Here is a 12,746-nt window from a genome sequence, read left to right as displayed (position 1 = left end):
GTGCGCCTCCCCTTCGTTCTCGCCCTCGGCGCCTCCGTCGCGCTCTCGCTCTATCCGCCGACGAAGACGTGGGCCGTGGGGGCTGCGCTCCTTCTCGGCGCGCTCGCGGGCAACCTCGCGCCCGCGTCCGTCCCGGCATGGCTCGGGAAGGCGCGGAAGCTCACGCTGAACACGGCCGTCGTGCTCTTCGGGTTCGGGCTCAACATCCGGCAGGTCATCGCGGTCGGGGGGCAGGGGTTCTGGCAGACGGCCGTGAGCCTCGCGGTCATCCTGTCGCTCGGGTATATCCTGATGCGGTTCGTCCGGCTGCGCCCCGCGACCATGAAGCTCATCACGGTCGGGACGTCGATCTGCGGGGGAAGCGCCATCGCGGCGGTCTCGTCCGCGATGAAGGCGGACGACGAGGACATCGGCGTCTCGATGGGCGTCGTCTTCCTGCTGAACACGGTCGCGCTCTTCGCCTTTCCGGTTCTCGCGGGCGCGTTCGCGCTGACGCCGGAGCAGTACGGCGTCTGGTGCGCGCTGAGCATCCACGACACGAGTTCCGTCGTCGGCGCGGCGGCGGTCCTCGGCGACGCGTCCCTCTCGACGGCGACGATCATGAAGCTGACGCGGACCCTCTGGATCACGCCGATCGTCTTCGCGGTCTCGCTGCGACAGGGGGGCGGCGGCAAGCTCTCGATCCCGCTCTTCATCGTGCTCTTTCTTCTCGCGTCGATAACCGCGTCGGCGCTCCCCTTTCCGGCGCTCTTCCGCTTCCTCGCGTCGTCCGGGAAGGTCTTCATGGCCGCGGCCCTCTGCATGGTCGGGCTCGGCCTGCACCGCTCGGTCGTCACAAAGGCGGGCGTCGGCGGAATGCTCTTCGGAGCGGCGCTCTGGGCCGTCTCGATCCTCACGGGGTATTTCCTCGCGACCATCGGATGACGCCGGAAGAGACACACCAATACGGAAGGGGGAACGCGCCATGACAGGATTCATCGCAACCGCGCTCGCTGCGCTTCTCGTCGTCCTGCTGTCGGGGCGGCGGTCGGAGGCGGCGACGCACGTCTTCCGGATCGGCAGGGAACAGGCCTACAACGGCATGATCCGGAGCGACATTCCGCCCGCGCTCGAGATCGACGACGGAGACACGGTCGTTTGCAACACGCGGATGCTCTTCGAGGGCAAACTCGACGCGGACATGACGATCGACGACGTCCTCGCGATCCGCGGCGCGATCAAGGCGAAGGGCGGCGGGACCTACGCCTTCACGGGCCCCTTCTTCGTCCGGGGCGCGCGCCCCGGCGACGTCCTCGAAGTCCGGATCAGGCGGATCGTCCCGGGCGATTTCGGCGTCACCTACGTCTACCCGGACGCCATAGGCTTGGGCGGCCTCCCCGAGGGGATGGGGCCGGGCTTCTTCCGGACGCTCCGCTACTCGCCGGACAAAAAGAGCGTCGACTTCGCGCCCGGAATCACGCTGACGCTCCGCCCCTTCCTCGGCGCGATGGCGGTCGCCCCGAAGCCCGGCGAAGTCCGTCAGCCCGCGATCCCCGACTACTTCGCGGGAAACATGGACAACAAGGAACTCGTCGAGGGAAGCTCGCTCTTCGTCCCCGTGAACGTCGAGGGCGCGCTCTTCATGGCCGCCGACGCCCACGGGCTCCAGGGCGACGGCGAGGTCTCCTGCCTCGCGTGCGAGACGTACTTCGAGGAGGTCGAACTCGAATTCGTCGTCCGCAGGGACATGACGCTCGAGCGCCCGATGGCCGAGACGCCGACGCACTGGATCGTGATGGGCTTCCACGCCGACCTCGACGAGGCCATGAAGATCGCCATTGGCGACGCGATCGCCTTCCTCATGTCCGCGAAGGGACTGACGCGCACGGATGCCTACGCCCTGTGCAGCCTCGCGGTCGACTTCCGCGTCACGCAGGTCGTCGACGGGAACAAGGGCATCCACGGAATGATCCCGAAGGAGATCTTCCGCCGGACGTAAGCACGGCGCGGGGCTACTCTCCGGCGAGCGTCTTCTCAGCGAGCGTCCTCCCGGCGAGCATTCTTCCGACGATCGCGCGCATCGTCTCCGCGAAGACTCCGCGCGTGACGCGACCGCCGCCGCCGTTGAGGACGTACCCCGGATGCCAGATCGGGTACACCTCGAACCGGACGGGCGTTCCGCCGTCTCCCTCCATCCGGAAGACGTTCGGGGCGCCCCCGGCGGACGCCTCGACGAGCGACGTCACCGACAGCAGCTTCCAGCCCGACTCCGTCCGCGGAAAACGCGCCCTCTCGTCGTCTTCCGGCGCGGCGAACTCCACGAACCACCGGAGCGCCGTCCGTCCGACCGCGAGCACCGGAACGGTCCGGCGCGTTCGTCCGCTTCCGTCCCCGGCGAGGCACAGAAGCTGCCGCTTCAGAAACCCCGAGCAGGGGCGCATCTCATCGATCTCGGGCGGACGGTCCTTCATGGGATTGTCCGGTCTCGACGGGCGGCACTTGACCGCATTGCAGATGAAGACGTCTCCGGGATCGACCGAACAGGCCTCGAGCGCGGTTCGCAAAACCTTGCCGCATCTCCCGACGAACGGACGGCCGCACGCGTCCTCGTCCTTTCCCGGAGCCTCGCCGACGAGAACGAACGTCGGCGAGAGGCTCCCCTCCCCCGGAACCGCGAACGTCCGCGACTCGGCAAGCGCGCACGCGGCGCAGCCCGCGACGGATTCGCGGATCCGGTTCATCTCTTCATGACGGCATGTCACAGCGAAAACCTCCGGAAAACATCAGAGTACGGAGCGCACACACGGAAATTATGGCGCACGCAGGGCCTTCGCATCAAGCGCCGGTTGCGCAGTGCGTGATATACTATGAAGGTCATAACGAGGGACAAAACGAGGGGTGATGTGTGATGCAATTCGTCGCGACCAGAGATGTCCGGGCAAATCCCGCAGTCTTGCTCGCGGAAGAGGGAACGATCGTGACGCAGAACGGCAAGCCGCGGGCGATCTGCTTCCCTCTCGAAGACGGAGACGACCCGCTGCTCGCCGAACAGGCGTGGAGGCGCGCCCGCTTCGGGATCGCGCTGGAGACGCTTCGGGCCGATGCCGTACGAAGCGGCGCGGTGGCGCTCTCCGACGAGGAAATCAACGCGGGAATCGACGCGGCGCGTTCCGAGGCGACCTCCTCCTGACAATGGACACTGTCCTCGACACGAACGTGGTCGTCTCGGCGATCCTTCGTCCGGCGCGAGGCCCTGCGCTCGTGCTGAACGCCTTTCAGACGGGGTTGATCGGCCTCGTGGCGGATTGCCGCATCCTGACCGAATACCGGACCGTCCTGAAACGCCCGAAATTCGGTCTGTCCCCGAAGGTCGTCGACGCATTGGTCGACGACCTCGCCGCACTCGCACAGATCGTCGTCGCGACGCCCCTGCCCGCGGATCTGCCGATCCGCGACCCCGGCGACATCCCTTTCATCGGGTGCGCCCTCGCCGCCCATTGCCCCGTCGTCACCGGCAACGGGCGGCTTTTTTGGGATATCCCGGGCCTCCGCGTCCTCTCACCGGCGGAGATGCTCGCGCTGCTGAACCTCCGGGCGCCCTAGGAGCGGGAAAACCGCCCGACGAGCCGCGTAACGTCCGGATTTGAAACGTGATAGCTGACGATCGCGACGTCGAGATCGCGGTCCTCGCAGAGCCGCAGCGCGCGCTCGCAGCTCTCCGTGATCCATTCGGAGCGGTTCCCGAAGACGCCGCCGCCGACGAGCGTCAGAAAGACGCGGGCGTTCCCGGTCTCGGAGGCGTTCAGCACCGCGGCGCACATCGTCGCCTCGTAGGTCGCCTCGAGCACCAGGCGCGCGAAGGCCTCCCAGCACTCCGCAGGATGCTCGCCGTAGTTGACCGGAAGCGCCGAGCAGTAGGCCTGCGTCACGGTATGGCGTCCGCCGCGGATCGTCACCTGCGTGTTCCGCTGAAGGCCGATCCGCAGCAGTCCCTTCAGACGCTCGCGCTCCCCGGAGGACATCGCCCCGAGCGCCCGGGAGATTTCGGAAAGCCCGTCGCGCGTCGCCAGCGCGTACCCGTTGCGCATCGTCCAGAGCCGGTCCCCCGAATTGTCCAGCGCGTCGCCCAGGTCCGCGAGGCAGTCGATCTGATTGTCCGCCGTCTGCCCCGCGCGGCCGCGCACGGGCGCGAAATAGTTCCGGTAGATCGTCCCTGCGCCCGCGGCGACGGCGCACGCCGGCCCCTGCGTATGGTCGTGCTCGTAGATCCCGACGCCGCGTTCGGGCGTCACATCGGAGTTCGCCATCTCGAGAAGGTTGAACTGCGAGGCGACCTGAAACAGCGCCCCCGCATTCGACGGATCCGCGTGAAGCTCCCGGACGTCCGCGAGCACCTCCCGCACCGAGAGCCTCCCCGGCTCCGGAGCGATCCGGGCGACCCGTTCGCGAAGCTCCCCGAGGGACGGCGTCTCCAGCCGCCCGCAGAAAAACGACCGGCCGTTCACGCTGGAGCTCAGCGTCTCGCCGTCGAGGACGAGCTTCGCGCGAACGTCGTCGGCCGATGTTTCCAGAAACCCTGTCAATTCTTCAAACCAGGTCATCTTTGGGTTCATCCCCCTTCCCGGATCAGGAGCGCCGCGAGGCCGCGGAAGCGGCGACTTCCGACACGTCGAAGGGATCGAGTTCGAGAAAAGAAACACGTCCCGCGAGCGTCTCCCTCGCCTGCCGGAGCAGATCGAGGGACGCCGATCCGAGAAGAAGGTACAGCCCTTCGCGCCTCCCCTCCCTCCGCGCGCTGTCGATCAGGCCGCGAAGGACGGGAAAGAGCGCGGGGGCACGGGGGAATTCGTCGAGAATCACGAGCCTGTCGAGATGCGAGGAGAGATACAGCTCCGGCTCGGAGAGCTTCGCGAGATCCCGCTCGGATTCGAGGTCGAGGTACACCTCCCTTTGCGGGTCGAACGACGCGTCTTTCCGGCCTGTCTCGGGCCGAGAAGGACGACTGCGGGCGCTTCGTTCAGGCGTCGGACAAGCGTTCGGGAGATTCTTCGGTCAATCATGTCTGCAATTATGGCATCGTGATGTGTTATTTGCGAGTATATTTTGGAGCCAACCGGGAACCGGATGTTGCGGCGGGGATTCGGGGCTCGGGGAACCGTCCGCTCCGTTTTTCCTGGAAAGCCGCCGCAGGCGCAGCTACCGCGCAGCCCCGAAAGCCCGTTGCCGGCGATCGGTCCCGACCGCTTCTCCGTCAGTCGTCTCAGTCGTAATACCCGGAGTCGCCGACGCCGAGCTGCGCGCGCTTCCCCCCATATCGACCGGCGCGACGCTCCCGCTCAGGCCGTATTCGTGACGGTTCCCCATGTCGTCGAGCTCGAGGAAGGGACTGTCCGCATCTGGCACGAGTCTGATCTTCGAGCGGATCATCCCGAAATCGGCCGCGGAGAACTTCTCTTCGAGTTCGGCGATCCCGGACGACGGCGCGCGTTCAGACCCCGGAGTATCGTTGTGATGCGTCGGGACGGCCGGTAGATCAAAAAAAGGGACGAAGGGGGATTTTTCCCCTTCGTCCCTTCGTCGTCCGCTCTAGCTTTCGGCGCTCGTCTTCGTTCCGTCGCTCCACGTCACGGTGATCTTGAAGTGCGACGCGCCCTGCCGCATGGTGCCGTCGTCCTCGAAGAAGAGCTGGATCTTCGGGTATTGCGACGCGTAGAACGAGACGGAGCCGTCCCGCCGGTTTATCAGCCCCTTGCCCGGCGATACGACGCCCAGGGCCCAGTTGCCGTTTCCGGGGATCGTGTCCCAGACGCCCGGCGTTCCGACGGCTTCGGCGACGATCGCCTCGATCCGTCCTTCGCCGCGGATCTCGCAGTCGAAGAGCCAGTCGGCCTTCTTGTTCTTTCCGAGCTTTTCGCTCGTCCCGACATAGTCGCTGCTGGACGCCCGCCGCGGGTTCGAGAACAGGATCTCGCGTCCGCCCGCGCCCGGCGTGGGTTTCGCAACCGTCGGGGTCGGCTCCGGCGTCTCGATGCGCCGGACGACTTCGCGGGAAAGGGTCCGCCCGTCGTCGTAGGCCAGCGTCACGCGCGCGCGGGTTCCCTCGTCGGCGAGGACGTCGTAGTCCTCCATCCAGAGCTGGAGTTCCGTCGGCCTCTGAATCGGGATCATCACCGTTCCGTCCTCGCGGTTCAGGAGCGCGCCGCTCGAGTCGGTCACGCCGACGAGCCGGCGGCCGTTTCCGGCGAGAGTGTCCCACACGCCCGCGGGCCCGGCGATCGTATCCACCGTAACGGCGGTGATCGTGCCGCGGTTGCCGACCTTCAGGTCGATCTTCCAGTCCTTCGTTCCGTTGCCGGTCCGTCTTTCACCCTTTCCGACGAGGTCCCTGTCCGACGGTCCCGTGAGGACGGCGGATCCGACAAATTCCTCCCGGTCGCCCGGAGCCTGCGGCCCGCCCCGGTCGATCACGCGGGACGCAACGGACCCGTCGGCGAGGAAGAGTCGGACTTCGAGCCGGGATTCTCCCTTTTCGATGACGCCTGTGTCGGTCATCCAGAGTTCGAGGACCGTTCTGTCGCGCAGCGGCGCGGAGATGCTTCCGTCGGGACGGTTGAGCGTGACGCCGTCCTTCGTGACCGCGACGAGCGACGTGTTGTTTCCGGGGACGGTGTCCCAGGCCGCGCGTTCGCCTTCGACGCCCTGGACGGTGACGCCGGTCAGCGTTCCCGTTCCCTGCGTCATGACGCGGACGTTCTCGTCGGGCGTTCCGTCGCCGCGCAGACGTTCGCCGCGTCCAGTGAGGTCGCGGGTTTTCGCATCCGCCCATCGGGCCGACAGAATCCGCACGGACGCCGAGGACGATCCGTCTCCGGCCGCCTGGGGAGCGAACTCGGCCTGTGTCCGCGAGCCGTCCGCAAAGGTCGCGATCACCGCGAATTTTCCGCCCTTCGCCAGAGCGCCGTCCCTGTCGGTCAGCAAGAGGTCGAGGACGGTCTGCCCGCGGACCTGCGTTTCGATGCTTCCGTCACGGTTATTGAGTGTCTTGTCGGCATACGTCACCGCGATGCGCCCCGCCTGGACGCGCGGGTCCGTGTCCCAGACCGCCGATTGGCCTTCGGCGCCCCGAACGGTGACCCTCGTGAGCGTTCCCGCTCCCCTGAGGACGAGCCGGATGCCGTCGTCCGCTGCGCCGTCGCCCTGCATCCGGTCGCCGGGCCCCGTGAGATCAAGCGACTTCCTGCCCGTCCATTGGGCCGACACGATGCGCACGGTTTCGGAAGGACGCTGAAGCTTCGTGGGCGGGACCGAGATCGTCGCGTGGGCCTCGGAATCGTCGATGAAGCGCGCCGTGACCGTGAATTTGCCGCCCCGGGCGATGGAGCCGTCGTCGGGGACGGTCAGGGTGATTCCCATTCCGAGGAGGAGGGGTGTGTGCGCCATCCTGCCGTCGCTCCCGGCGAGGACGTTTCCGCTGCCGTCCTTCACGAGGATTCCGGCGACGCCGTTGCCCGCGACCGTATCCCACGCCGACTTGCCGTTCTCCGACTTGAGGGAGAACCCCGATACGGCCCCGACGCCCCGGAGACTCAGCGAGAAGGTCGCGTCGGGCCTTCCGTCGGGCGCGGCGCTTTCTCCGGGTCCAAGGACATCGCCCGCAAAGCCCTGGAACGCAAGATTTTCGATGTCCCCCATGGCACCCCATCCGAGCGACGCCGTACACAGGAGCAACATGAGCGACGCCGGTGCGATCCATCGCCATTTTCGTGTCATCGTCTGCATCCCCCTTCGTTGTGTCGTATTTTTGTATATTCTACCCCCTGTCAGTTTTCCGGGGCGTAGGACGGATTACCGTTCGGGGACAACCGGATCGGACGTTTGCGGTACGGCGCGCCCGCCTTTTCAACGGGCGGCCGCCCTCCGGATCAGCGGCTGCGTCGCGCAGCGGAGCGAGCCGCCCTGTCCGTTGTGCGTTCCGAAGAAGACGCGATGGACCCGGATTCCCCGCTTTTCGAGTTCGGTCCGGATGTATTCGTTGTCGCCGTGGTCGTTGTACGACAGGATGTAGGTCTTCGAGTCGACGGGGACGCCGTTGACGGCGAGCCGCCGGACGTCTTCGAGGCTGACTTTGATGAGGTCCCAGCCGGCGAGCTGTTTGGGCAGGCCGTCGACGAAGGCGTCCTCGCAGACGATCGCAAGCCCGTCGCGGGGGACGGAGAGCGCGCAGTCGAGGTGCAGAACGCTCTCGGCGAGCGGGACGCGGACGACGTCGTAGCCGTCGCCGAGGACGCTTTTCAGCCAGCGATGTCCCGCCTCGTTCGACCCGACGCTCGGATTCCGCGTGTTTCCTACGAGAATCGTCTTTCCGAGAACGATGACGTCGCCGCCCTCGAGGAGCGGCGCGTCGGGATCGGCGGACTTGAGCGGTTCCGTGTGGGGCATCGAGAACCGTTTCACGGTTCCGTCCGCGCACTTTTCAGCGAGGATCTTCCGGAAGCCGGAGATGTCCGCCTTGCGCAACGGCGTCCGCAGGTTGAGTTCGATGACGGTGTTTCCGATCACGGCGAGGTTGTCCCTCGGGAAGTCCTGACTGAAGCCGTTCGCGAGGATTCCCGCGCCGTAGTGTTCGCGGATGAATTCCGGCGTTATCCTCCCGGGCCGTCGCACCGTAACGCCGAGCGACTGCAGGATCGCGATGAACGCGCGGTTTTCCTCTTCGAGAAGTTCCGTCTCGCTCTTTCCGGTCTTCGGGTCGATCATCTCCGTCCAGAGCATCCCGGCCGTCTTTCGGGCGTACTCGGCCTCGTCGGCGGGGAGGACCTTCATCGCGTCCTCGAACCACGGGGCGTCGCGCGACGGCGACATGCCGTAGGGCAGCCCCACGATGACATCCCTGAGGTCGCCGTATTCGCAGTCGACGTAGACGGGCGGTTCCGCGGCCGGGGCGGAGAGCGCGAAAAGGGGAACGCATCCGAATACGAGAATAGCAGGCAGGACGATACGAACGAATTTCATGCCGAAACCGCAACCTTCCCCGAATGAAGAATCGGCGGGTTCATCAAAACGGAGACGGCGGAAAGCCGAACCCGATTTTCAATGAACCCGCCGTATCGTTTTTTTACTGTACCACTTCGGGAATGGGGGTGTCCATTCAGCCGCCCGTCATCGCCTCACCAGACGGCGACGCAGCCGTCGGTCCGCGACTCGGTCGCGCCCGCGAGCGATCCTTCGGGCATCTTCCAGATGATCTCTCCGCGACCGAAGGCATACGAATCGAGCTCGAACTTCACCGCGTGTCCCATGCGGCTCAGGCTCTGCGCGACGGCCGGGGAGAACCCCGGCTCGACCGATACGTTCATGCCGCCCATCCACTGCCAGCGCGGCGCGTCGAGCGCCTGCTGCGGGTTCATCTCGAAGTCGACCGTGTTCATGACGACTTGGACGTGCCCCTGGGGTTGCATGAAGCCGCCCATGACGCCGAACGGTCCGACGGGGACGCCGTCCTTCGTGAGGAAGGACGGAATGATCGTGTTGTAGGGGCGTTTGCCCGGCTCGAGGACGTTCGGATGTCCGGGGTCGAGCGAGAAGCAGTAGCCCCTGTTGTTGAGCGCGATTCCGGTATCGGGGACGACTACGCCCGAACCGAAGCCCATGTAGTTGCTCTGGATGTACGATATCATCGTTCCGTCGCGGTCGGCCGCGCAGAGGTAGACCGTGCCTCCGTGCATCGGGTCTCCGGCCTTCCTGTCCTCGGCGCGCTCTCCGAGCTGCGCGCGCCTCTGATCCGCGTAGGCATCCGCGAGAAGCTCCGCGACCGGGACGTCGTGGAAGCGCTGGTCCGCGACGTAGCGGTGCGCGTCGGCGAAGCCCATCTTGATCGCCTCGATCTGCCGGTGGATCGTGACGGGGTCGTCGTGCGACGGGAAGTCGAAGCCGCGGAGGATCGAGAGGGCGATGAGCGCGACGATTCCCTGTCCGTTGGGCGGAATCTCCCAGACGTCGTATCCCCTGTAGTTCACGCCGATCGGTTCGACCCATTCGGGCGCGAACGCCGCGAGGTCTTCGGGCGAGATGTAGCCGCCGGTCTTTCGCGCCGCGGCGACGATTCTCCCGGCGATGTCGCCCTCGTAGAAGGAGCGCGCGTCCGTTTCCGCGATCCGTTCGAGCGTCCTGGCGTGCGCTTCGGATTTCCAGATCTCGCCCGCGCGCGGCGCGCGGCCGAGGGGCGCGAACGTGTCGAACCACGCGCGAAACTCGTCGCCCTGAAGGGCCGCGTACTTGCGCCGCGCGAGTTCCCAGTGGTGCGCGATCGTGACCGAGACGGCGTGCCCATCGCGCGCGAGCGCGATTGCCGGGGCGAGATTCTCCGCGAGCGTCAACCGCCCGTGCGTCCGCGTCAGCTCGGCCCACGCCTTCGGGGCGCCTGGCACGGTCACCGGCGCCCATCCGAGCATCGGCAGCTTGCCTCCCGCCGAAGGCGCCGTCCAGCCCTTCGATTCGGCGACGTCCATCGAGAGCGCCTTCGGAATCGGGCCGCTAGAGTTGAAGCCCCGCAGCCGTCCGTCCTTCCAGAGAAGGGCGAACGCGTCGCTGCCGATGCCGTTTCCGGTGGGCTCGACGACGGTCAGTGCCGCCGCGGTCGCGACGATCGCGTCGACGGCGTTGCCGCCCTTTTTCAGGACCTCCAGTCCGGCCTGGGCGGCCGACGGGTGCGACGCGCAGACCATTCCGCGCGCGGCATACGTCATGTTCCTGCGGGACGGGTACGGGTAGTAGTGCGGGTCGAAATGTACGGTCATGTCACGGAACCTCCCTTAGCGTGTGATCATATGGCAGGCGACCTGATGGCCGCCGCCGACATCGACGAGTTCCGGCTCTTGCCGCGAACATATGTCCTCCCTGAGGCGGCAGCGCGTGTGGAACCGGCACCCCGGGGGCGGATTTATCGGACTCGGGACGCCGCCGGTCAGGATGACGCGCTCCCGCCGGCGGTTGAGCTTGGGGATCAGGACGGCCGAAAGCAGCGCCTGCGTGTAGGGGTGCAGTGCCCGCTCGAAGAGTTCGAGGCTCGGCGCGATTTCGACGATCCTGCCGAGGTACATCACGGCTATCCGCGTGCTGATGTGCTTCACGACGGACAGGTCGTGCGAGACGAACAGGTACGTGAGCTTCCTGCCCTCCTGGAGCTCCATGAGAAGGTTCAGGATCTGCGCCTGGATCGAGACGTCGAGCGCCGACACCGGCTCGTCGCAGACGATGAATCCAGGATTCAGCGCGAGCGCCCGCGCGATGCCGACGCGCTGCCGACGCCCCCCGTCGAGCTCGTGGGGATATTTGTTGTACATCCGCGGGCTCAGGCCGACCTGCTCCATCAGGCGGTCGACGGCCTCCTCCCGCTCGCGCTTCGATCCGACGCCGTGGATTTCGAGCGGCTTTCCGATCGTCTCGCCGATGCTCTTCCTCGGGTCGATCGAGGAGTACGGATCCTGGAAAATGATCTGCATCTCCTTCGTGAGATCGCGCAGTTCCCGCTTCGACGCGCCCTCGATGTCGCGCCCGCGGAAGCAGACGGAGCCCGACGTCGGCTCGATGAGACGGATCACGAGGCGTCCTGTCGTGGACTTGCCGCACCCCGATTCCCCGACGAGGCCGAGCGTCTCTCCCTCGCCGATGTCGAAGCTGACGCCGTCGACGGCATGGACGACGCCGTGGCGCATCGGAAAGTGCTTCGTGAGGTCGCGGACCGAGAGAATCGGATCAGGCATGGGACACGGTCTCCCTTCCGTGCGCGAACGCGCGTTTCCCGTCCGCGTAGAGATGGCAGCGGATCCTCCGGCCGTCGACGAGCGCGCCCCCGGGACGCTCGGTCGCGCACCGCGCCGTCGCCTCGGGGCACCGTGGCTCGAAGCAGCAGCCGGGCATCGGGACGAGCGGATCGGGCATCATCCCGCGGATCGGATGGATCGTCGACGCCGGCTCCTCGATGTTCGGGATGCACTTGAACAGACCGACCGTATAGGGGTGCATCGGCTGGTCGAAGATCTGCGCGATGTCGCCGTCCTCCACGATCTCGCCCGCGTACATGACGGCGACGCGGTCGCAGACCTCGCCGACGACGCCGAGGTCGTGCGTGATCATGATCATCGAGGTGCCGAACTCGTTCCGGAGCTCCTTCATGAGTTCGAGCACCTGGATCTGGATCGTCACGTCCAGCGCGGTCGTGGGTTCGTCGGCGATGATGAGGCGCGGATTGCAGGCGAGCGCCATCGCGATGACGACGCGCTGCCGCATTCCGCCCGAAAACTCGTGCGGATATTCCTGGAGGCGCTGCGCCGGGATCTGCACCTTTTCGAGCATCTGCCCCGCCTTTCGTGCGGCCTCCGCCTTCCCGAGCTTCTGATGGGCCTCGAGCGCCTCGGAGATCTGGAGCCCGACGGGGAGAACGGGGTTGAGCGACGTCATCGGATCCTGGAAGATCATCGAGATCCGGTTGCCGCGGATGCGCATCATCTCGCGCTCGGGGAGCGTCATGAGGTCGCGCCCCTCGAACGTCGCCGAGCCGCTGACGATCTCTCCCGGAGGCGTCGGGACGAGGCGCATGACGGAGAGCGCGGTCGTTGTCTTTCCGGCGCCGCTCTCCCCGACGAGCCCGAGCGTCCTGCCTGCCTCGAGGTCGAGGTCGATGCCGTTGACGGCGCGCAGGACGCCTTCGAATGTCCGGTAGACGACGCTGAGATTTCTCACCTGAAGCAGTGGCGTATTCATGGCCG

At 66.5% G+C, this 12,746-nt stretch carries 13 protein-coding genes; 4 read left to right on the top strand and 9 right to left on the bottom strand.

Annotated elements, in window-relative coordinates; translation table 11 throughout:
• Positions 1-924, top strand: coding sequence for a YeiH family protein (locus tag ACZ5IU_RS08165; RefSeq protein WP_464421763.1), 924 nt, complete (start codon positions 1-3; stop codon positions 922-924).
• Positions 925-964: 40 nt separating this feature from the next.
• Complete coding sequence (locus tag ACZ5IU_RS08160) at positions 965-1,978, top strand: acetamidase/formamidase family protein (RefSeq protein WP_464421761.1); 1,014 nt, start codon at positions 965-967, stop codon at positions 1,976-1,978.
• A gap of 13 nt (positions 1,979-1,991) precedes the next feature.
• Here ACZ5IU_RS08160 and ACZ5IU_RS08155 read toward each other — a convergent pair whose 3' ends face one another.
• On the bottom strand, positions 1,992-2,741 hold the full coding sequence (locus tag ACZ5IU_RS08155) for a uracil-DNA glycosylase (RefSeq protein ID WP_464421759.1): 750 nt from the start codon (positions 2,739-2,741) through the stop codon (positions 1,992-1,994).
• A gap of 143 nt (positions 2,742-2,884) precedes the next feature.
• Between ACZ5IU_RS08155 and ACZ5IU_RS08150 the strand changes: the two genes are divergently transcribed.
• Both ACZ5IU_RS08150 and ACZ5IU_RS08145 read left to right on the top strand, forming a co-directional pair.
• A complete protein-coding gene (locus ACZ5IU_RS08150) occupies positions 2,885-3,169 on the top strand; it encodes a hypothetical protein (protein WP_464421757.1) in 285 nt (94 codons plus the stop codon).
• A gap of 2 nt (positions 3,170-3,171) precedes the next feature.
• On the top strand, positions 3,172-3,582 hold the full coding sequence (locus tag ACZ5IU_RS08145) for a putative toxin-antitoxin system toxin component, PIN family (protein WP_464421755.1): 411 nt from the start codon (positions 3,172-3,174) through the stop codon (positions 3,580-3,582).
• Here the strand turns inward: ACZ5IU_RS08145 and ACZ5IU_RS08140 are convergent.
• From ACZ5IU_RS08140 to ACZ5IU_RS08105, 8 genes are all read right to left on the bottom strand, one after another.
• Positions 3,579-4,580, bottom strand: a complete 1,002-nt coding sequence (locus ACZ5IU_RS08140) for a hypothetical protein (RefSeq protein WP_464421753.1) — start codon at positions 4,578-4,580, stop codon at positions 3,579-3,581. The genes ACZ5IU_RS08145 and ACZ5IU_RS08140 overlap by 4 nt on opposite strands.
• 25 nt (positions 4,581-4,605) lie before the next feature.
• On the bottom strand, positions 4,606-4,923 hold the full coding sequence (locus ACZ5IU_RS08135; protein WP_464421751.1) for an AAA family ATPase: 318 nt from the start codon (positions 4,921-4,923) through the stop codon (positions 4,606-4,608).
• 252 nt (positions 4,924-5,175) lie between these two features.
• A complete protein-coding gene (locus tag ACZ5IU_RS08130; RefSeq protein WP_464421749.1) occupies positions 5,176-5,382 on the bottom strand; it encodes a hypothetical protein in 207 nt (68 codons plus the stop codon).
• Between the two features lie 183 nt (positions 5,383-5,565).
• A complete protein-coding gene (locus ACZ5IU_RS08125) occupies positions 5,566-7,749 on the bottom strand; it encodes a hypothetical protein (RefSeq protein ID WP_464421747.1) in 2,184 nt (727 codons plus the stop codon).
• Positions 7,750-7,878: 129 nt separating this feature from the next.
• A complete protein-coding gene (locus tag ACZ5IU_RS08120) occupies positions 7,879-8,991 on the bottom strand; it encodes a dimethylarginine dimethylaminohydrolase family protein (RefSeq protein WP_464421745.1) in 1,113 nt (370 codons plus the stop codon).
• A gap of 155 nt (positions 8,992-9,146) precedes the next feature.
• Complete coding sequence (locus ACZ5IU_RS08115; protein ID WP_464421743.1) at positions 9,147-10,775, bottom strand: gamma-glutamyltransferase family protein; 1,629 nt, start codon at positions 10,773-10,775, stop codon at positions 9,147-9,149.
• Between the two features lie 15 nt (positions 10,776-10,790).
• Positions 10,791-11,741: an ABC transporter ATP-binding protein gene (locus ACZ5IU_RS08110; RefSeq protein ID WP_464421741.1), complete on the bottom strand. Its 951-nt coding sequence runs from the start codon at positions 11,739-11,741 to the stop codon at positions 10,791-10,793.
• Positions 11,734-12,741, bottom strand: a complete 1,008-nt coding sequence (locus tag ACZ5IU_RS08105; protein WP_464421739.1) for an ABC transporter ATP-binding protein — start codon at positions 12,739-12,741, stop codon at positions 11,734-11,736. Before ACZ5IU_RS08105 ends, ACZ5IU_RS08110 begins: the two co-directional genes overlap by 8 nt.
• Positions 12,742-12,746: the final 5 nt, after the last annotated feature.

The sequence above is a fragment of the Lactivibrio alcoholicus genome (assembly GCF_055390895.1).
The sequence above is the reverse complement of the archived record's forward strand: the minus strand, read 5'-3'. Positions and strand labels throughout refer to the sequence as shown.